Source organism: Octadecabacter sp. SW4, assembly GCF_008065155.1.
Taxonomy (GTDB): domain Bacteria; phylum Pseudomonadota; class Alphaproteobacteria; order Rhodobacterales; family Rhodobacteraceae; genus SW4.
Genome location: NZ_CP042819.1, coordinates 1659427 through 1680213, shown reverse-complemented (window position 1 = coordinate 1680213; position 20787 = coordinate 1659427). Strand labels below are relative to the sequence as shown.

General features: G+C 59.6%; 17 protein-coding genes and 2 pseudogenes. 4 read left to right on the top strand and 15 right to left on the bottom strand.

The genetic code is table 11. From position 1 onward, the window contains the following. Window positions 1–390 precede the first annotated feature (390 nt). On the top strand, window positions 391–4062 hold the full coding sequence (locus FTO60_RS08295) for a vitamin B12-dependent ribonucleotide reductase (protein WP_148055520.1): 3672 nt from the start codon (window positions 391–393) through the stop codon (window positions 4060–4062). Between the two features lie 286 nt (window positions 4063–4348). Here FTO60_RS08295 and FTO60_RS08290 read toward each other — a convergent pair whose 3' ends face one another. Next, window positions 4349–4789, bottom strand: coding sequence for a MarR family winged helix-turn-helix transcriptional regulator (locus FTO60_RS08290; RefSeq protein ID WP_172623848.1), 441 nt, complete (start codon window positions 4787–4789; stop codon window positions 4349–4351). A gap of 161 nt (window positions 4790–4950) precedes the next feature. On the opposite strand from FTO60_RS08290, the gene FTO60_RS08285 reads away from it, so the two are divergent. The 3 genes from FTO60_RS08285 to FTO60_RS08275 all read left to right on the top strand — a co-directional run bounded on the left by FTO60_RS08285 (window position 4951) and on the right by FTO60_RS08275 (window position 7279). Further along, entirely contained in the window at window positions 4951–5442 is a 492-nt protein-coding gene (locus tag FTO60_RS08285) for an EF-hand domain-containing protein (RefSeq protein ID WP_148055518.1), read from the top strand. A gap of 23 nt (window positions 5443–5465) precedes the next feature. Then, window positions 5466–6728 carry a ferric reductase-like transmembrane domain-containing protein gene (locus FTO60_RS08280; RefSeq protein ID WP_148055517.1) on the top strand — a complete coding sequence of 421 codons (1263 nt, stop codon included), beginning with the start codon at window positions 5466–5468 and terminating at the stop codon, window positions 6726–6728. A gap of 71 nt (window positions 6729–6799) precedes the next feature. Next, a complete protein-coding gene (locus FTO60_RS08275; protein ID WP_148055516.1) occupies window positions 6800–7279 on the top strand; it encodes an enoyl-CoA hydratase in 480 nt (159 codons plus the stop codon). A gap of 344 nt (window positions 7280–7623) precedes the next feature. On the opposite strand, the gene urtE is transcribed toward FTO60_RS08275, so the two are convergent. From urtE to FTO60_RS08210, 14 genes and pseudogenes are all read right to left on the bottom strand, one after another. Then, window positions 7624–8319, bottom strand: coding sequence for an urea ABC transporter ATP-binding subunit UrtE (gene urtE / locus FTO60_RS08270; RefSeq protein ID WP_148055515.1), 696 nt, complete (start codon window positions 8317–8319; stop codon window positions 7624–7626). Then, window positions 8306–9061 carry an urea ABC transporter ATP-binding protein UrtD gene (gene urtD / locus FTO60_RS08265; RefSeq protein ID WP_148055514.1) on the bottom strand — a complete coding sequence of 252 codons (756 nt, stop codon included), beginning with the start codon at window positions 9059–9061 and terminating at the stop codon, window positions 8306–8308. The genes urtE and urtD overlap by 14 nt, the downstream gene beginning before the upstream one ends. Then, window positions 9058–10239, bottom strand: coding sequence for an urea ABC transporter permease subunit UrtC (gene urtC, locus FTO60_RS08260; protein ID WP_148055513.1), 1182 nt, complete (start codon window positions 10237–10239; stop codon window positions 9058–9060). Before urtC ends, urtD begins: the two co-directional genes overlap by 4 nt. 3 nt (window positions 10240–10242) lie before the next feature. Continuing rightward, entirely contained in the window at window positions 10243–12171 is a 1929-nt protein-coding gene (urtB, locus tag FTO60_RS08255; RefSeq protein ID WP_148055512.1) for an urea ABC transporter permease subunit UrtB, read from the bottom strand. A gap of 76 nt (window positions 12172–12247) precedes the next feature. Continuing rightward, complete coding sequence (gene urtA / locus FTO60_RS08250; RefSeq protein WP_148055511.1) at window positions 12248–13534, bottom strand: urea ABC transporter substrate-binding protein; 1287 nt, start codon at window positions 13532–13534, stop codon at window positions 12248–12250. Window positions 13535–14235: 701 nt separating this feature from the next. Then, a pseudogene (locus FTO60_RS18035) lies at window positions 14236–14349 on the bottom strand (DDE-type integrase/transposase/recombinase); the annotation flags it as partial. Window positions 14350–14361: 12 nt separating this feature from the next. Then, a pseudogene (locus FTO60_RS18030) lies at window positions 14362–14442 on the bottom strand (cupin domain-containing protein); the annotation flags it as partial. After that, on the bottom strand, window positions 14439–15713 hold the full coding sequence (gene eno / locus FTO60_RS08240; RefSeq protein WP_148055510.1) for a phosphopyruvate hydratase: 1275 nt from the start codon (window positions 15711–15713) through the stop codon (window positions 14439–14441). The pseudogene FTO60_RS18030 and the gene eno, both read right to left, overlap by 4 nt. 49 nt (window positions 15714–15762) lie before the next feature. Further along, window positions 15763–16659 carry a DMT family transporter gene (locus FTO60_RS08235; RefSeq protein WP_148055509.1) on the bottom strand — a complete coding sequence of 299 codons (897 nt, stop codon included), beginning with the start codon at window positions 16657–16659 and terminating at the stop codon, window positions 15763–15765. Continuing rightward, a complete protein-coding gene (locus FTO60_RS08230) occupies window positions 16659–17348 on the bottom strand; it encodes an NYN domain-containing protein (protein WP_148055508.1) in 690 nt (229 codons plus the stop codon). The genes FTO60_RS08235 and FTO60_RS08230 overlap by 1 nt, the downstream gene beginning before the upstream one ends. After that, window positions 17348–17764, bottom strand: a complete 417-nt coding sequence (locus FTO60_RS08225) for a Fur family transcriptional regulator (protein ID WP_148055507.1) — start codon at window positions 17762–17764, stop codon at window positions 17348–17350. The genes FTO60_RS08230 and FTO60_RS08225 overlap by 1 nt, the downstream gene beginning before the upstream one ends. Before the next feature lie 62 nt (window positions 17765–17826). Continuing rightward, window positions 17827–18513: a hypothetical protein gene (locus tag FTO60_RS08220; RefSeq protein ID WP_148055506.1), complete on the bottom strand. Its 687-nt coding sequence runs from the start codon at window positions 18511–18513 to the stop codon at window positions 17827–17829. A gap of 81 nt (window positions 18514–18594) precedes the next feature. Then, a complete protein-coding gene (locus FTO60_RS08215; RefSeq protein ID WP_172623846.1) occupies window positions 18595–19533 on the bottom strand; it encodes a zinc transporter ZntB in 939 nt (312 codons plus the stop codon). Beyond that, complete coding sequence (locus FTO60_RS08210) at window positions 19530–20777, bottom strand: sodium:proton antiporter (RefSeq protein ID WP_148055504.1); 1248 nt, start codon at window positions 20775–20777, stop codon at window positions 19530–19532. Before FTO60_RS08210 ends, FTO60_RS08215 begins: the two co-directional genes overlap by 4 nt. Window positions 20778–20787 lie beyond the last annotated feature (10 nt).

Sequence of the window (20787 nt, the reverse complement as noted above, 5' to 3'; positions counted from 1 at the left end):
CTTTTTGTGATCGCGGGTTTGTTAACGAATTGTGGGTGGTTCTGTGGAGAACCTGGTGGAGGAATCGTTGAACGCCGCGCGATTGGGTGTTTCCGCTTTGGTCAATATAAAAGAATCAAAATTTAGTGAATTTTTCCCGTTGACCCACTAGGGGTAGATGCGCCAGTTTGTGCAGGCCGACTGACAGCACACAACATATAGTGCAATTCGGCGCGGGACAGATAGCAACAGACACCCGGGTCGCATGACGATCCGCTGGAGCTTGTGCACCAAATCGGGGCACGGGAACGGGTGGATTTTGCCAAACCTGCGCGATCAGCGGCCGATGCGACAGCATCGTGGACAAGGGATAGCGCTGCATAAGACGGCGCCAGTAAGAGGCAGAAGACAATGAAGATTGACCGTAATTTCACGAAAGCCGGGCAGGACGCCTATGCAGCGCTGAACTTCAAATCAGCGACGTCCGAGATCCGAAATCCTGACGGCACAATCGTCTTCAAACTTGAAAACTGCGAAATCCCCGAAGGCTGGAGCCAGGTGGCATCCGATGTCATCGCCCAAAAATACTTTCGCAAGGCTGGCGTCCCATCCGAGGTCAAGCGGGTCAAGGAAAAGGGCGTGCCCGAATTTCTGTGGCGCTCGGTTCCTGCGACGGGCGCGACCCTGGGCGGCGAAACCTCGGCCAAACAGGTGTTTGACCGTTTGGCGGGGGCCTGGGCCTATTGGGGATGGAAGGGTGGCTATTTCACCACCGAAGCCGACGCGCAGGCCTATTATGACGAGATGCGGTTCATGCTGGCGACCCAGCGCGCCGCGCCCAATTCCCCGCAGTGGTTCAACACCGGTCTGCACTGGGCTTACGGCATCGACGGTCCGGCGCAGGGCCACCACTATGTCGATTACCAGACCGGCAAGCTGACCAAATCCACCAGCAGCTATGAACATCCGCAGCCGCACGCCTGTTTTATCCAATCGGTCGCTGACGATCTGGTCAATGACGGCGGCATCATGGACCTTTGGGTGCGCGAAGCGCGCCTGTTCAAATACGGCTCCGGCACCGGCACCAATTTTTCGAGCCTGCGCGCCGCCGGTGAAAGCCTGTCGGGCGGTGGCAAATCTTCGGGCCTCATGGGCTTTTTGAAAATCGGTGATCGCGCAGCGGGCGCAATCAAATCGGGCGGCACTACACGGCGCGCCGCCAAGATGGTGATCGTCGATGCGGACCACCCCGATATCGAGGAGTTCATCAACTGGAAGGTGCTTGAGGAACAGAAGGTCGCCAGCATCGTTGCCGGGTCGAAAATGCACGAGCAAAAGCTGAACGGTATCTTTTCCGCGATCCGCACATGGGACGGGGCCGAGGCCGACGCCTATGACCCAAATACCAACGAAGGTTTGAAAAGTGCAATTCGGGATGCCAAAAGGGCGATGATTCCCGAAACATATATCAAGCGCGTGTTGGATTATGCCAAGCAGGGTCACACCAGCATCGAATTTCCGACCTATGATACGGACTGGGACAGCGAGGCCTACAACTCGGTTTCGGGCCAGAATTCCAACAACTCGATCCGCGTGACGGATGCGTTCCTCAAGGCCGTGGAGACCGATGGCGACTGGGATCTGATCAACCGCAAGAATGGCGAAGTTCACAAGACCATCAAGGCGCGCGAGCTGTGGGAACAGGTAGGGCATGCCGCATGGGCCTGCGCCGATCCGGGCATCCAGTATCACGACACGGTCAACGATTGGCACACCTGCCCCGAAGATGGGGCGATCCGCGGATCGAACCCGTGCAGCGAATACATGTTCCTGGACGACACCGCCTGTAACCTTGCCTCGATGAACCTGCTGACCTTTTATAAGGACGGCGAGTTCCAGGTCGAAGACTATATGCATGCCACGCGCCTTTGGACCGTGACGCTGGAAATTTCGGTGATGATGGCGCAGTTCCCGTCCAAGGAAATCGCGCAGCGGTCTTATGATTTCCGCACGCTGGGTCTGGGCTATGCCAATATTGGCGGTTTGCTGATGAACATGGGCTTTGGCTATGACAGCGCCGAGGGCCGCGCCATGTGTGGTGCGCTGACCGCGATCATGACCGGCGTGTCCTATGCCACATCCGCCGAAATGGCGGGCGAGCTGGGGTCATTCCCGGGCTACGCGAAGAACGCCGACCACATGCTGCGCGTGATCCGCAACCACCGCAACGCCGCTTACGGCGCAAGTGATGGCTATGAAAAGCTGGCGACAAAGCCGCTGGCGCTTGATCATGCCAATTGCCCCGATGCCCGCCTGATCGATCTGGCGATGGGCGCCTGGGACGAGGCCTTGAAGCTGGGCGAGACGCATGGCTATCGCAACGCGCAGGTTTCCGTCATTGCACCTACCGGCACGATCGGTCTGGTCATGGATTGCGATACCACCGGTATCGAGCCCGACTTTGCGCTGGTGAAGTTCAAGAAACTGGCCGGTGGCGGTTATTTCAAGATCATCAACCAGTCAGTGCCCGCTGCCCTTGAAACCCTTGGTTACGGGTCTGCCCAGATCGAGGAAATCATCAGCTATGCGGTGGGCCACGGCACCATTGGCAACGCGCCCGGCATCAACCACACCAGCCTGATCGGCCACGGGTTTGGCCCCGCCGAGATCGACAAGATCGAAGCCGCGCTGCCATCCGCTTTCGATATCCGCTTTGTGATGAACCAGTGGACGCTGGGCGAAGAGTTCTGCACCAAGACGCTGGGTATTCCTGCCGAAAAGCTGAACGATCCCACGTTTGACCTGCTGCGCCACCTTGGGTTTACGCGGGCCGATGTGGACGCCGCCAATGACCACGTCTGTGGCACGATGACACTGGAAGGCGCGCCGCACCTCAAGGCCGAACACTACAGCGTGTTCGATTGCGCCAACCCTTGCGGTAAAAAAGGCAAGCGTTTCCTGAGTGTTGACAGCCACATCTACATGATGGCCGCGGCGCAGTCGTTCATCTCGGGGGCGATCTCCAAGACGATCAACATGGCCAACGACGCCACGATCGAGGACTGCCAGAAGGCCTATGAACTGTCGTGGAGCCTGGGGATCAAGGCCAACGCCCTGTATCGTGACGGATCAAAACTGTCGCAGCCTTTGGCCGCCGCCCTGGTCGAGGATGACGACGAGGCCGCAGAAACGCTTGAAAGTGGCTCGAACCACGAAAAAGCGGCCGTGCTGGCCGAAAAGATCGTCGAAAAGATCATCATCAAGGAAATCGTGCGCTCTAACCGCGAAAAGATGCCGCATCGGCGCAAGGGCTATACCCAAAAGGCGAATGTGGGCGGGCACAAGGTTTACCTGCGCACCGGCGAATACGAAGACGGCAGCCTTGGCGAGATTTTCATCGACATGCACAAGGAAGGGGCCGGGTTCCGCGCGATGATGAACAATTTTGCCATCGCCGTGTCCGTGGGCCTGCAATATGGCGTGCCGCTGGAGGAATTCGTCGATGCCTTCACCTTCACCAAGTTCGAACCCGCGGGCATGGTCCAGGGCAACGATAGCATCAAGCAGGCGACGTCGATCCTTGACTATATCTTCCGCGAACTGGCCGTGTCCTATCTGGATCGCACCGATCTGGCGCATGTGAAACCCGAAGGTCATTCCTTTGATGATCTGGGGCGTGGCGAAGAAGAGGGCGTGTCCAACATTCAGGAAGTGTCGGAAAGTGCGGCCTCGCGCAGTCTCGAGGTGCTCAAACAGATCAGCTCTACCGGCTATCTGCGCAAACGCCTGCCACAGGATCTGGTGGTGCTGCAGGGCGGGGCCGGTGGCATGTCGCTGGGCAACGGGGCCGATCCGGTCGCGGCGCTGAACACGCTGGTGCCCGAAGTGGTCAGCGGCAATGTTGCGGTCGCCACAAGCACCACGGCGATGGCCTCGGGCACGGTCAGCCTGACCGCACGCGACAAGGCCAAGATGCAGGGCTACGAGGGCGAGGCCTGCGGCGAATGCGGCAACTACACCCTCGTGCGCAACGGCACCTGCATGAAGTGCAACACCTGCGGCGGGACATCCGGCTGTAGCTAAATTCGGTCAAGGGGCGGGTGCGCTCGCCCCTTCACGACGTTCAGGCCGCAGGCAGAAAACCGAGCGGTACAACAAAACGAGCCTGAACGGCGAGACTAACGGGGGGGCTTCGGTCCCCCCTTTTTTATGTTTAGGCTGGCGGTGATGGCGGACTGAGCGTTCGAACGGGCGCGTGGGAAGCCCAATGTGTCGAATGCTGCGCTGTGCGCCAATGTCGGCCTGTCGTCCGCTGGGTGCGCGTGGATGATGCGGATTCTATGTGATGGACATTCGACTGAGTGTGTTCTCAACCCATTCCGGCAGCCTTGTGCAAAAGGCGCATCACTTGCTTGCGCTCGCTTGCACTCAGACCGGCGAGTGACTTCTCATTTGATGCCCGGATCACATCCGGGAGTTCAGCAGCTTTCTTCCGCCCCTTCTCGGTCAAAAAAATCAGCGTTGTGCGGCGACTTTTCGGGTCCGGGCGCCGTTCGGCAAAGCCATCTTTGATGAGGGCATCCACGTTTCTGCTGGTGTAGTAGTCTGGAAAGTTAAGGCTGTTCCCGATCTCACGCTGCGTGACGCCATCTTTGGCAGACAGAAACATCAGGTTGGCAAAAATCTTCAGGTCCACGCCGTGTTGCTTCAGGCGTTCCTTCATGTCGGCATCGATGCGCCGCGCAAGCGTCTGGATAAGAAATCCGAAACTATTTTCGCGAATCCCATCTGATTCAGGGACTTGGGTCATGATGTAGTGCCTCCTGCTCAATGCCATACCTCCGTGGCTTGCAGGCTGCAAGTGTTGCATTTGCATATTTGTGTTTACAAGACTTGTAATTGCAAGTTATGCATATGCAGGTCAAGCGAGTCGCGTTTGGCAGCAGTCAAACCCAGCAGGAGGACATATCCATGCGGAGATCATTCATCATCAGTCTTCTGGTTGCCGCGCTTGCGGCCCCGGTCGGCACCGTGGCGCAAACCAGCGAGGGGCGTGATCTTGCCAAACTTGCCTTCCAGTCGGTGGACAGGGCCGAGCGCGGCTATATCGACCAGGGCGAATTCACAAACTTTGGCGGCGATGTCTTTGTCTCGATGGACCATGACCAAGACAACCGGCTGTCCCTGGGCGAGTTCCTTTCTTGGGGTTTTGGCATGGAACAAGTGGCTGAAGATGCGGGCCGGGCCGCGGCCTATGAAACCGCCCTGCGGGTTGTTTTCGCCTTCTGGGATCGCGACGGCGACAACGAAATTACACGAACGGAACACCGTCAGTCGCTGCTGGCCGACTTTCGCCGTGCCGATGCGGACAACGATGCCGTCCTGACCGAAGAAGAGTTTCTTCTTGGGTTCTCCATCAACGTCGCTGCCCGCGCCGCCATCAATCCGCCCCCCGCAGAATAATTCAAGAACGAGGAGGACCTGCCATGCTTCGCCGACAAGGGCCACTGGCCATCGCCACAGTGCTGTTGCTGTTCATCATTCTGCATCTGGGATTTCCGCCGGACGCTCACGCGCCGCGAACAACCGGCACCACGATGCTGGGCGGGATCGCCTTTTTGCTGATGACGTCGTCCGTCATCCTGTCTACGCGCCTTGAGATTTTTGAAGACCTCTTTGGCGGACTCGATCGCATGTACCAAGTGCACCGTGTGGCCGGGACGTTCGCCGCGATCTTTGCGTTGGTTCACCTGTTTGGTGTGCCAAAAGAATTGCCCGTGGGCGTTGATCCCGTTGCGAACACCTTGGTGCCGTCTGTTCCCCTGGGCATACTTGGGTTGATCCTTCTTGTCGTTGGGCTATTCATCGCTCTCAACAGAAAGATCAGATACTCTCGCTGGCGTCCGACCCACAAGGTCATGGCCTTGGTCTATGTGCTGATAATCGGCCATTTTATGACCGCACCCGGCATCTTCTTTGAACGGTTCAGCGCCTCGGGTGTCTTGCTGATCCTGGCGGCTATCATAGGTGTTGTTTGCCTTGTCTATTCGATCTTCGGGATGAACCGGCGCACGGCGGTGCGGTTCACGGTTGAGGCTGTGAACGCTCTGGAGCGTGCCACCGAAGTGGTTTTGAAACCGGTCGCGGATATGATCGACTTCAAGCCCGGCCAGTTCGCCTTTGTCGAGGTGCAGGGCAAGGGGTGGTCGGAGCCGCATCCGTTCACGATCTCAAGTGCGCCGGGCGAGGATCGGTTGCGCTTCACCATGAAAGTTCTGGGTGACTGGACCCGCAAGGTGCGCGAGGAGCTTCAACCGGGCCGCGACGTCATGGTCCGCGGCCCCTACGGGCGCTTCGATGCGGCGAAAACGACTGGCAAGAAGCAGATTTGGCTCGCGGGTGGCATTGGCCTGACGCCCTTCGCGTCGAAACTGCGCGCGATGCAGCCGGGCGACGACCGGCAGATCCACCTGGTCTATGCGGCGCGCGAGAAACAGGATGCGATCTTTCTGGATGAGTTGAAGGCACGCGCAGCCGAGCTGGGCAATATCACGCTGATCCCGCTCTTTTCGGAGGAAGGCAACTTTGCACGCACCGACAAGATGAGGGAAAATTTGCCCGATCCGCTTGACACCTATGAATACTTCATGTGCGGGCCGAAACCCATGATCGAGGGCCTGATGAAAGGCCTGAAAGAAGAAGGTGTGAGCCGCAAGAACATCCACACGGAAGCGTTCGCGCTGAGGTGAGGCGCAGCTTGGGTCGGCCGCACCCCGGCACTGCGCCTCGCCATCCAAAACACACTGACAGGAGCCCCCCCATGCGCAAGCTCATCGGATTTCTGCACGAGGTCGGCACCATCATGTATGTGGGAGGTATCCTGTCCCATATCGTGATCGGCCTTTTGTTCGCGCACAGCGATCCGGAAACGACCATCACCGTCTACACCTACAAACTGCAAAGCGCATACATTCTCATTCTGCCGGGGCTCGGCTTGAAGATCGTGACCGATCTGATCTTGTGGTTTGCCTTTGGCGAGCGGGCCTGGTGGATGAAGATCAAGCTGGCGTGCACCGCTTTTCTCACGATAAACGCCTTCGTCTTCCTTGTCCCGATGATGCCTGCGCTCCTTGCCTTGGCCCAAGCTTCCGTTCCGGTAGGCAAATTGAGCGCGGCTTTCCTGACACTGGAGGGTCGAGAGCAGTTGGTCGGAATGGCGAATGTCATGCCACTGGTCACAGAAATGGTAATGGGCGCGTTCAAACCCAAGATCACCCATCATGAGCGTGTGGCAGCTTAGCGGAGGCCGAGGTCGCCAAGGCGCAGGGAGGTCCATTTGGACATTATCTCGCCCGCGGAGTTGAAAGCCGCCATTGGCGCAACCGCCGTCAATGTCGCGAAGGCCGGCCCGCCGATGTCGGTGGATATCCCCGATTGAGCCGAACACAGCTGAACCGCGCTGTCGGGAAAGTTCGCAAAGCGCCAAACTGACTGATGCGGCGCTTTTCATGGACGGCAGCTATGTTCTTGGAAGTGGCCACTGGCAGCAGGCGCAAGGGACGACATTTATGATCGGGCGTTTCACGCAACAGACCGCATGCGATCCGTCTGCCATGCCAGCACCACTTAGCGCCAACCAATCACTCAGAGCGCGAGTGCGTCCAAGAGTGTGTCCCTTTGTGCTTGGGACTTTGGGATAGATTTCGTGATTTGTCCGCGTTGCATGATGTGGAAATGGTCGGAGTTGAGGTAGGCGAATTCGAAGTTCTGTTCGACAAGTATGATGGCCAGGTCGCCCCGATCGCGCAGGAGCCGAATGGTGCGGCCAATCATCTGGATGATATTGGGCTGGATGCCCTCGGTCGGTTCATCCAGCAGCAGCACCTTGGGACGGGCGATGAGAGCCCGCGCAATGGAAAGCTGCTGTTGCTGGCCGCCAGACAAGTCACCGCCACGCCGGGCCTTCATTTCAGCGAGGACTGGGAAGAGGTCGAATATGTCATCCGGAATCTTGTGCTCGGATTTGGGAAGGCAGGCAAAGCCCGTTTCAAGGTTCTCTTCAACTGTCATGAGCGGGAAAATCTCGCGTCCCTGCGGCACATACCCGACGCCTGCATGGGCCGACAGGGCGGCACGACCCGATTGCAGGTTGGCGCCATCAAGCGTGATCGTCCCGCCCGAGAAGGGGTGCCGCCCGGCGATGGCTTTCAACAGGCTGGTTTTGCCAACCCCGTTCGTGCCCGTCACACAAGTGACCTGACCCACAGGCGCGTTCAATGTGATCCCGTGAAGGATCTGGGATTGCCCGTATTTCAGGTTCAGGTTCTCAATCTCCAGCATCGGTGCGCCCCAAATAAACGTCCACAACGGTCGGGTTCTTGGTGACATGATCCAGTGACCCTTCGGCCAGCACCGACCCTTCATGCAACACCGTCACCTTGCAGTTCAGCCGCCGCACGAATTCCATATCATGTTCCACCACGATCACCGCGCGGGTCTCGGCGGCCTTTTTCAAGATGTCGGTGGTGTGTTCGCGTTCATGTGCCGTCATGCCGGCCGCGGGTTCATCGACCAACAACAGCCGGGGCGATTGCGCAAGCAGCATCCCGATCTCGAGCCATTGTTTTTGCCCATGGCTTAGCTCTCCGGCGAGGCGGGTCAGATGGTCGGTCAGGTTGATTTCGTCGGCGATCTCCTCAAGCCGCGCCGCGCCTTCGGGGGTCTTGCGATAGAACAGGACCGAGAGGGCGCCACGCGGGTTTTTCAACGCCATGGCAAGATTTTCGCGCACGGTTTGCGCCTCAAAGACTGTGGGCTTCTGGAACTTTCGTCCGATCCCAAGCATGGCGATCCGGCTTTCTGACATGCCAATGAGAGAACGGCTGTTGTCGCCGAACAGAATGTAGCCCTCATCCGGCTTCGTCTTGCCGGTTATGATGTCCATAAAGGTCGTCTTGCCCGCACCATTGGGGCCGATCACGGCGCGCAATTCAGGCTCGCCGATCTGTAGACTGAGGTTCTTGATCGCCTGAAATCCGTCAAAAGACTTTGAGATTCCTGACATTTCCAAAAGCGTGCTCATGATTTACGCACCAGTTTGTCAAACAAGCCGCCGATACCCTTGGGGGCGAACAGCGTGACCACGACAAAGGTCAGGCCGAGCAGCACCAGCCACCAATCGACCCATTGGATCGTGTAGACCCCAAGGTCGATGCTGGGCGCACCGCCGCCCGTAAACCAACTGGACAACAGCGATACCACCGCCGCACCGATGACGGCGCCATAGAGCCGCCCCCGTCCGCCGATGGCGACCCAGACAGCCAGATAGATCGACGCGATGGGGGCGATTTCGGCGGGGTTGATGATGCCCGCTTGCGGGTAGTAGAGCCCGCCTGCGATGCCCGCGACAATGGCGGTAACGGTGAAGACGAAGAGTTTATAGCTTTCCACATGGTAGCCCAGGAAACGAACACGCGACTCGTCATCGCGAATAGCCTGAATAATGCTGCCCAGCTTGCTGTCGGTGATCCAGGCAAACAGCAGATAGCCCAGCGCGAGGGCGAAGGCTGAGCCGAGGAAGAAAACGACGGAGATCACATCCTGGCCGCTGTCGGCGAACCCCGGGATGTTTTGCAGCCCCGATAACCCGTTGTTGCCGCGCAGCCCGCTGTCGTTCTGGAACAGGTAGAGTGCGAGGGCCAGTGTCATGGCTTGGGTCAGGATTGACAAGTAAACGCCTGTGACACGGCTGCGAAAGGCAAGCCAGCCAAATACCAGCGCCAAAAGGCCGGGGATCAGAACAACGAAAGCCATTTGGAAGAAAAGACTGTCCGCGAAGGCCCAAATCAGCGGAAATTCGGACGAGCCGACAACGCCGAAAATCTGGTTGCCGATGGCGTCTGATATTTCTTGCGGTGTCGGCGGGATGACCTGCCCGGCAAGGCTTTGGGCGACGATGATTTCGGTGCGGGCATACATCAGCCACATCCCGATGGCATAGCCGCCGATTCCGAAGAAGGCGAAATGGCCGAGGCTGAGAATACCGCAATATCCCCAGACCACGTCCATCGCGATGGCGATCAGGCACAGGCACAGCGTTTTGCCCAACGTCTTGACGAAAGAGGTGGAGATGAAGCCCAGGCCAGCGGCCTCGGACAGGATCGTGACGCCGACGGTGAATAGAGCGAGCGCGGCGAGGAAGTAGAGGACTGAGGGGTTTCGGGCGATGAAGGATTTGCGCTGGGTGTGCGTCTGGGTCATGGTTTAATCCGCCGCTGCCCGGCCTTTGGGGGCGACGATACCCTTGGGCCGGAATTGGATGAACAAGATGATAAAGAGGATCATGTATGTCTGCGCCGCCAGCGTATTGGACGGGTTCAACCACTCGATGCCCTTTTGCAGGAATCCGATCAGCCCGGCCCCGGCCAAAGTGCCAAAAACCGAGCCAACACCGCCCACCACCACGGTCATGAAACTTTGCACGATGTAATTGGCACCCATTTCGGAAGTCACCTGCGCGTAAAGGCCGATACCGACACCCGCGACCCCCGCAATGCCGGACCCCAGACCAAAGGTCATCATGTTGATGCGGTCTGGGTTGATGCCCATCGAGGCCGCCATGCCGGGGTTTTGCGTCACCGCCCGGACTTCCAGCCCCAGTCGGGTGCGTTTCAGAATATAGAGCAGCGCAAACAGGAACACGAGCGCCAGCACGAAGATCGCGATACGGATATAGCTGATCTGGATCACGTCAGAGATCACCAGCGCACCGCCCAGCCAATCGGGTGATGTCAACGGGCGGGCCTGTGTCCCAAAGATGTTCTTGGCGATCTGTTGCAGTGCAATGGATATACCGAAGGTGGCCAGCAAGGTCTCAAGCGGGCGATGATAGAGGTGCCGGATCACCAGCCGTTCCATCACAATGCCCGCACCGAAGGTGATCGCAAAGGCAAGCGGCAGGGCAACAATCAGCGACACCGTGTAGTTGGGGAGGATCAGTTGCACCACATAGCCTGTGTAGGCGCCCATCATGATGAACTCTCCATGAGCCATATTGATGACGCCCATTTGCCCAAACGTAATGGCAAGCCCAATCGCCGCGAGGAAATAGATCGACGCCAGTGACAAGCCGTCGAGCGTTAAATCCAACGTCTGCGCCCAGCCCACCCGTGTTTGAATCGCGTCAAGCGTGGCACGGGCAGCATTGGTGATGATGGGATCGTCTTCGTCGTAGACCTCGTAGAAGACAGCGTTTTGCAGCGCAGTGGTGATGTCATCCTGTGTTACCAGCGGCGGCACGATGCCATCGCGGGCGAGTGCGCGATAGGCGTCATCGCGTCTGTCTTGACGGTTCAATTGCGCCAGTGGAATGCCGCCGACGCGGCCATCGACGATATTGGCCTCAAGGGCGGCGCGGACCTCGCTGGCGGGCACGATAGCGGGGGCGAGACCGGCCTCGACGAGGTCTTCGTAGCTCGCGGCTCTATCTTCCATCGGGTCAAGGATGCGGGCGATGTTTCCCGCAGGCTGCGCGGAGGCCACGCCGCTGTCGACAGCGAGGATCTGGCTCAGCACCGCGCGGGCCTCGACAGAGGTGTCCGAGGACAGACTCGCGATGGCGGCGACGCGCTGTTCGGGGTCGTCGCCAAATCGGGCGGTGAGAAAATTGATCAATTGCTCTTTGCGGGCGCGCAAGGCTGGATCGTCTTCACCTGCGAGTGCGGCCAGGAGCGGTTCAAGCTGGCTGGCGTCACTGCGCCGCGAGATGCTATCAAGCGCTGCCTGGCGGCGCACCGGGTCCGGGTCTGACAATTGGAACTGCACCAGCGCCGTGCCGATGACACGCCGCACGCCGCCATTGGGGCGCAATTGGCTGAAAACCTCGGATGATGCGGTTGTTTCTTCGCCGGAATCTACGTCGCGCAGGGTGAGCGTGTTGTCGTCTTCGCTCGCGATATAGAACAGGCCGGTGGCATCGTCCTGCCAGACGCTCCGCGCGATCCATTGCTCAAGAAAGACGGGAACTTGTGGCAGGCCGGACGCAACCATGTCGTCCAGCACGACCCCAACAGAATTGCGCGAGGGCTTTGCCACCTCTTGGGCATGGGTCTGCAAGATAGACTGTAGATCTTGCGCCGAGGCAAGGCTGACAGAAGCCAGCAACCACATCAGGCTGAGCAGGACACGAACCATAAGGCAAAGGGCTTTCGGTCAGGAGAAATATTGACGGGGAGCCGGGCGCGCGGATCGGCGCGCCCGGTCACTGGTCTTAGTAGTTCGAGGTCAGCTGAACGCAGGTCTGGGTCTCGGTGTTGAACATGCCACACCCGAGGTCTTTCCAGTCGGAGACCAGAACAGCAGATTCTGGCAGGAAGTCGGTCCATGCATCGCCTGGGACTTCTTCGGTCTGGCTGATGATGTCGAACTGCCCGTCTGCGGTGATTTCACCGATCAGCACCGGCTTGGCGAGGTGGTGATTGGGCAACATGACAGCCGTCCCGCCGGTAAGGTTGGGGAATTCCTGTCCATACATCGCCTCGCGCACCGCATCCACATCCGTGGTGCCGGCCTCGGTGACCGCGTTCACCCACATGTTAAAGCCGATGTAGTGGGCTTCCATCGGGTCATTGGTCACGCGGTCTTCGCCCATGGCCTCTTTCCAGGCGGCGACCCATTCGTCGTTCAGGTCGGATTCCGCAGACTGAAAGTAATTCCACGCGGCAAGGTGGCCGACGAGGTCCGAGGTATCAAGGCCGGAGAGCTCTTCTTCACCTACCGAGAAAGCCACGACCGGAATGTCATCGGCAGAGATGCCGGCGGCGGCCAGCTCTTTGTAGAAACCGATGTTTGCGTCGCCGTTGATGGTGGAGATCACGCCCACCTGAGAGCCATCCGCGCCCAGTTCAACCACATCCGCCACAATGGTGGACCAGTCGGAATGACCGAACGGCGTGTAGTTGACGAAGATGTTTTCCTCGGGGATGCCCGCATCAAGCAGGTATTGCTCGAGGATGTTGTTGGTGGTTCTGGGATAGACATAGTCCGTCCCGAGCAGAGCGAATTTCTCGACGCCCAGTTCCTCGAGGAAATAATCGGTAGCGGGGATCGCCTGTTGGTTCGGTGCGGCCCCCGTGTAGAACACGTTGCGCGAGCTTTCTTCACCTTCATATTGCACGGGATAGAACATCAGACCGTTCAGTTCCTCCAGAACAGGCAATACGGATTTGCGCGAGACGGAGGTCCAGGAGCCGAAGATGACGTCGACCTCGGACACGGTGAGCAGTTCACGCGCCTTTTCGGCAAACAAAGGCCAGTCGGACGCGGGATCGACGACGACCGCTTCGATTTCGCAATCCAGCAAACCTCCAGCGGCATTCTGTTGTGCGATAAGAAGCTCCATCGTGTCCTTCAGCGTCGTCTCGGAAATGGCCATCGTGCCGGACAGAGAGTGCAGCACGCCAACCTTGATCGGCTCCTCGCAATCTGCGCTGGCAGCTGAACTTGCGATCAGAATCGCAGCGGTCGCAGTAAGTGTCTGTTTGATAGAAAATCTCATTTGGGTATCCCCCTTTGGTGTGCGGGAGAGCGGAGCCGTCTTGACGCAGACATGTCAAAGGACCAATGCTTTTCCACACAGCGTTTGCTGTAGCTGCGGACGGGTAGGGTCCTGCAAGACTGTCCCGTTCGCGGCGCTCCATGCTGAAGCTGCTACAACCTCGATTTTGACGGACGGACGGGCAAGCCCGGAGCCGGGTTAAATTTCGGCGTTGCAGCAAATCTGCTTTAAAGATGTGCAATTCGCCGCCCAACCGTCAAAAAATAGGCGCTAGGCGCAGAAATCACCCTGGTTTGTCATGCCGCGATGCAGCGTCGGCTGTTCGTATTGGCTTTGGTTCTGGAAGAAACGAGGCTCCAACGCTTGACCGCCCGGCTGCGCCCTCTGCGAGGCTGACGGTAAGTCAGATTTGCCGAGGTGGGTCCGTATCCACAACTGCTTTTTGCACGACGCAGACGCCGGGGGTCAGCCTCGACCTGTCGCGGGATTTTCATTCATCTGGGATGAGAGTCCGGCCCAAGGGGCGGGCACCTGCCGGTGCTGAACCTCCTTGGGGCAAGGACCGTACTGCTTCAGTTCACGGATCGTCTGGCTTTTACGTCCGGTCTTGTCAGTGTTGATCTTGATTGGCTGTTCCCAGCTTTACCGCCAGGCAGCGCCTTGCCCGAAAAGCGTTTGACCGCTTTTGCATGGCGGATGGCGGACACGTAATAGTCGATGGTGGTGCCCAGCCCATCGACGGCCCGATACATATACGTCCAGTTGCCGCAGACCTTGATGCCGGTCTCATCCATGCGCCAGCTGCCCGATGGCCGACCAGCGGCGTCAGCCACCCAGGTCTGGCGATAAAACCCGCCCTCCGGATGGGGGGCGAGGTTGAGATGCGCGATAATCTGGCCGGCCGTCACTTCAAGATGCTGCGCCCGGCGTAAGTGGCGGTTTCCCCCAGCATTTCTTCGATCCGGATCAACTGGTTATACTTTGCCAGCCGGTCCGAACGCGAGAGCGAGCCGGTCTTGATCTGGCCGCAGTTGGTGGCGACCGCAAGGTCGGCGATCGTCGCGTCTTCGGTTTCGCCCGAGCGGTGCGACATGACGTTGGTGAAACGCGCGCGGTGCGCCATGTCGACGGCTTGCAGCGTTTCGGTCAGCGTGCCGATCTGGTTGACCTTGACCAGCATGGAATTGGCGCTGCCCTTGGCGATGCCGTCGGCCAGACGGGCAGGGTTGGTCACGAACAGATCGTCACCGACCAGTTGCACCTTGTCGCCGATCTTGTCGGTCAGCAGCTTCCAGCCGTCCCAATCGTCTTCGGACATGCCGTCCTCGATGCTGATAATCGGGTAGTCGGCGGCCAGTTTCGCCAGGTAATCGGCGTTTTCGGCCGAGGTGAGCGAGACCCCTTCGCCCTTCATCTCGTATTTGCCGTCTTTGTAGTATTCGGTCGCGGCGCAGTCGAGCGCGAGGTAGATATCGCTGCCCGGTGTGTAGCCTGCCTTCTTGATCGCGGTCATGATGAAATCAAGTGCATCGCGGGTGCTGGCAAGGCCCGGGGCAAAGCCGCCCTCGTCGCCGATCCCGGTGTTGTGGCCTGCCGCGCTGAGTTCTTTCTTGAGGGTATGGAACACCTCTGATCCCATGCGCACCGCCTCGCGGATGTTATCCGCCGAGACCGGCATGATCATGAATTCCTGAATATCGATAGGGTTATCAGCATGTTCGCCGCCGTTGATGATGTTCATCATTGGCACGGGCAACACGCGGGCCGAAGTCCCGCCGATGTAGCGAAACAGCGGTTGTTCGCAGTAATCGGCCGCCGCCTTGGCCACGGCCAGCGACACGCCCAGAATTGCGTTTGCGCCAAGGCGGGCCTTGTTGGGGGTGCCGTCGAGTTCAATCATGGTCATGTCGATGGCGACCTGTTCGGTGGCGTCAAAGCCGACAATCGCTTCGGCGATTTCACCGTTCACGGCCGCGACCGCCTTCAGCACGCCCTTGCCCATGTAGCGCGCCTTGTCGCCGTCGCGTTTTTCCACCGCTTCGTGGGCGCCGGTTGAGGCCCCCGATGGGACAGCCGCGCGCCCCATTGTGCCGTCCTCCAGGGTCACATCGACTTCGACGGTGGGGTTGCCACGGCTGTCGAGGATTTCGCGGGCGTAAACGTCGATAATGATGCTCATGGCGGGGTCCTTTGGGTTTGTTAGCGCAAACAGCGCGCGATTCAATTTCCTATACCGCCTTGGCCGCCCTTAGGGAAGTGCGCCGCAAGCGGGACTCGCGCCAAAGCGTGTAGATGCCTGACCCGACGATGATCAACGCCCCCACAAGGGTGAATGTATCAGGGCGCTCCTGAAAGACGATCACCCCGACGATCAGCGCGAACACCAGCCGCGAATAGCGGAACGGGGCGACCACTGACATATCGCCGATCCGCGTGGCCATGACGATCAGATAATAGGCGCCAAGCCCGACCACCAATGCGCCTGCCATGCGCCAGCTGTCGGTCATGCCAGGCACCAGCAGTTGATCGCCCGTGACCCCAAGCCACAGCAGGATCGCCCCCGTCAGGATCGACACGACAAAGGCGTAAAAGGTGATCTGGCGCGTGCTGATTCCGGGCGGAATCCGGCGCGTGGCAAGGTCACGTCCGGCAAGGCCGACCACGCCAATCACGGCGAGCAGGGATTTTATATCAAACGACTCCATGCCCGGACGGATGATCAGGGTTACGCCAAACAGACCAATCAGGATCGCCAGCCAGCGCCGCCAGCCCACAGTTTCGCCCAGGAAAAGCGCGGCCCCCAGCGTCACCACCAGCGGGGTCGCCTGCAGGATCGCCGAGGCCGTGGAAATAGGCGTAAGCGCAATCGCGCTGACAAAGCCGAGCGTGCCACCGACTTCACAGATGTTGCGGGTGATGAAGGCGGGATGCAGCAGCGCGGGCGAGAACAGCCGGTCCCCGAAACGCAGCGCCAGCGCGCCGAAAAAGACCGTGCCACCCAGCCCGAGAAACACGACAACCTGTCCCACGGGCAGGGTGCCGGCGATTTGTTTGATGAACATGTCCTCGATCGCAAATCCGGCCATGGCCAGCACCATCAGGACGCTGCCGCGCAGGTTGTCCATCAGGGTTTGAGCCGGATCATCAGGTGGGTGCCGTTCTGTTTTGTTTCGATCTGCGGGATCGCTTTGACCAGGGACGACAGCTTGGCATGGCCATAGGTGCGGGTGTCGAAATCGGGGTGCGCGGCCTGGATCGTGCTGCCAATGCCGCCAAGATGATACCACTCGTCGTCCTGATCGCTTTTGGCTATCGCATCGCGAAAGAACTTGAGAGCCTGCGCCGCAGCGGGCGTTTTTGTCTTGGCGGCGGGGGTTTCGATCAGGTTTTCAATCAGAATGAACCGGTTGCAAACGTTGCGCAGGCTGTCAGGTGTTTTGCTTTCGCCAATGCCGATCACAGTGCGCCCATCTTCGCGCAGGCGGTTGGCAAGGGCGGTAAAGTCGCTGTCGGATGAGACCAGCACAAAACCGTCGAATTTTCCGCTGTGCAGGATGTCCATCGCGTCGATCACAAGGCCGATGTCGCTGGCATTCTTGCCCTTGGTATTGGCCGTCTCCTGTCGCGCGACCAGCCCAAGCGCCGGGATTTTGGCGGCCCAACCGCGCAACGCATCCGCCGACCAGTCGCCATAGACGCGGCGCAGGGCCAGTTCACCGATCCGCGCGACCTCTTCCAGGATCGCCTCGGCGTGTTTTGCGGGCACGTTGTCGGCATCGATCAGGACAGCCAAAAGGGGGCGGGGATCGGCCATCAATTGTCTTTCTTTTTTGGCACGCCATACAATTCCAGCCGATGCCCCTTGAGCGTATAGCCCAGTTTCGCGGCGATCTTTTCCTGCAGCGCTTCGATATCGGGATCGACAAATTCGATCACCTCGCCCGAGTTCATATCGATCAGGTGGTCGTGGTGTTCGCGGTCAGCCGTTTCGTAGCGCGCGCGCCCATCACCAAAGTCGTGCTTGTCCAGAATGCCGGATTCTTCGAACAATTTGACGGTGCGATAGACCGTGGCCAGTGAAATGCGCGGATCGGCAGCGCTGGCACGGGCATAAAGTTCCTCGACGTCGGGGTGGTCGTCCGCCGCTTCAAGAACGCCGGCAATCGTGCGGCGCTGGTCGGTCATGCGCAGCCCGCTTGCCTCGCAACGTGAAAGAATGGTGTCGTTCATGGTCTCGCCCCTATGGCCTGACATGGGTCTAGCGAAACCGGCGCGCGGTTGCCAGTGCCTCATTATTCGGCAATGGCCTGCGTGATACAAAGCGTGCCATCGGTCGGGTGGAGCAGCACATCGCCGCTGGCTAGCCGGGTCATGCGCACAGGCGCTGCGGGGCCGAAAAAGGTGGGCACATCGTCCAGAAGCGAGATGGTAAAACGGTTCGCCGCTGTGCAGGTCGTGGGTAAGGTTGCGGGCAAGGCGGGCAGGGTCATCGCCACGGTATAACTGCCGGAATTGTCGCGGTTACAGACATTATCACCCTTACAATCAAGCTCGCGAAAGCGGAAAGTCAGGGTAATTTCGGACCCGCGCGCTACGTTCACCCAAAGATCGTCCAGAGCGGCGGGGCGCGGTGCGGTGATGCGCACCCGATCAGGGTCGTCGATTTCGATATAGGTGCCGTTGCTGTCGCGCCCGCTTGCAGGGGTGAGCATGGCCGGGGTTAGCGTATACGAGTTGAATTCCCCGTCAGCGCTCATCTCGACCCAGATGCGGTGTAATTCGCCGGTGCGGTTACGCCTTTCACCAGTGTTGCGCACGACAAATGTCGTGAGGTTTCGCAGGTTGATCCGGAGGCTGTCGGGTGTGACCAGATGAGTGTGGCTTTCGGTGATCAGGCCGGTGTGATTGACCGACAGCGCCGTCAGGGTGGTGGCGCTGGCCATCAGGGCCGCGCAGGCAAGGGGAAGTATCGGCTTCATGGAAATCGCCTTTCATAAAGGTTCAATCCAAACACGATACCACAGGTCTGTCGCGGCGCAGTTACGGGTATTCCAGACCCGCTAAAGCCAGCGTTTCCAGCGCAACACGACCCAGCCGACCAGCACAATCACCACCATTGCGATCGTCAGGGCCGCAAAGGCCCAAGGCTGTTCGGCCCCGGGCATGCCCGCAAGGTTGACACCGAACAAGCCCGTGATCACACCAAGGGGCAGGAAGATCCCGGCGATCACCGACAGCACATAGCTGTTGCGCCCCATGCGTGTGGTCTGGGCCATATCGATGTGATCGGACAAGGCCGTGAGCCGTTCGCGGATCTCGTGCAGTTCCTCGTCGGTGCGGGTGGCGCGGTTGGCACTGTCGCGCAGGGTGGCGCGCAGGCCGCGCGGGAAGATGCCGGTTTCAAGGCGTGCAAGATCATGCAGCGCCGCTGCCTGTGGTCCCATATGGCGGCGCAACTTGATCACCTGACGGCGCAGCGGTGCCAGGTCGGGCAGGTCGGGCGAGTTGTTTTCATACACCGCGTCCTCCATCGCGTCGGCAAGATCATCCAGCGCCAGCGACGTGTCTTCGATCCGGGCGACCAGCCCCATTGTAAGGGCCGCCACAAACGCCCCGACCGAGCGGGGCGCGGCATTGGCAAGGGCGGCCTGGCGCAGGTCGTCAACGGCAAAGACGCGGCGGCGGCGCATGGTGACGATCATGTCCGGCGTAATCCAGAGACGCAGCGATACCATGTCCTCGGGCGCGTCACCTTGGTTGAGATTGACGCCGCGCAGGGTCAGCAGCAGCCCGTCGTCATGGGGGTCAACGCGCGGCCGGGTTTCGGCGGCCAGCAGGCCGTATGCGTTGGCGCGCAGGGTGGCGCGCACCCAGTCAGCAGCCTTCGGATCATTGAGGTCAAGATGCACCCAGCGGTAGCCCGCCACCGGCTGCGTCAGGTCATCCAGCGCGCGGGCGGTGCCATCAGCGGCAATATCAAAGGCGCAAATCGGGGTCATCGCAGCTCGGGCGCGCGGCCCAGCCGTTCGGCCAGCCCTGCCACGGTCAGCCCCTGCACGATGATCGAAAAGATCACCACGATATAGGTCGCCGTCAGGATCAGAGGTTTCCATTCCCCCTCGGGCAGGGACAGGGCCAGCGCGACCGAAATCCCGCCCTTGAGCCCGCCCCAGGTCATGATCGGGATCACCCCTTGGGAAAAATCGCGAAAGGGTTTCAACATCAGCACAGGCACTGAAACCGCCGCAAGTCGTGCCACCAACGCCAGCGCGATCGCCGCGAACCCGGACCACAGATAGGAGGTGTCGAAGGCCACCGCGAAAACCTCGAATCCGATCATCAGGAACAGCACCGCGTTCAGAATTTCGTCGACCAGCTTCCAAAAGGCATCGACGTAGCGGCGGGTTTCTTCGGACATGCCGTATTTCGCGCCCACATCGCCAATCAGCAGGCCCGCGCAGACAGCCATGATCGGCGCGCTGACGTGCAGCCAGACGGCCAGTTCGTAGCCGCCAAAGGCAAGGCCAAGGGTGATCAACACCTCAAGCGAATAGTCATCAATCCGGCGCATCACGCGAAAGGTCAGCCAGCCGAGCGTCAGGCCCAAAGCGGCCCCGCCCAGCGCCTCTTGCACAAACAGCCGTCCGGCATCGGCAAGGCCCGAACCCTCTGCATCGCCCGTGGGAAAGGCCAGCCCGATCAGCACCAGAAACACCACATAGGCGACACCGTCGTTGAACAGGCTCTCGCCTGCGATCTTGGTTTCAAGCGATTTGCGCAGATCCGCTTCGCGCAGCACCCCCAGCACGGCAACCGGATCGGTGGGTGAAATCAGTGATCCAAAGACCAGCGCAACCATCAGCGGCATTCCAGTCAGCCAGCTGAACCCGACCCCGACAATCACGGTGGAAAGGGCAATGCCGACTGTCGCCATCAACATCACCACGACCCATTCGCGCCGCAAATCAGAGAGCTTCACATGCAGGGCGCCTGCAAACAGCAGCAGGCCCAGCATCCCTTCGAGCAGGGCATCTGAAAACTCGATCTCGAGCACCTGCGCGCGGATCGCTTCCTCGACGGTGAGGGCGGGAAAGAACCAGTCTGTGATGATAATGCCAAAAGAGGCGAGCAGGGCGACCACCAGAATGCCGATGGCCGAAGGCAGGCGCAGGAACAGATAGTTGATGGTGCCGAATGCCCCCGCAAGAACAATAAGAAGCGAGGTGATTTGCAGCAATGTCATCGGGCGTCCT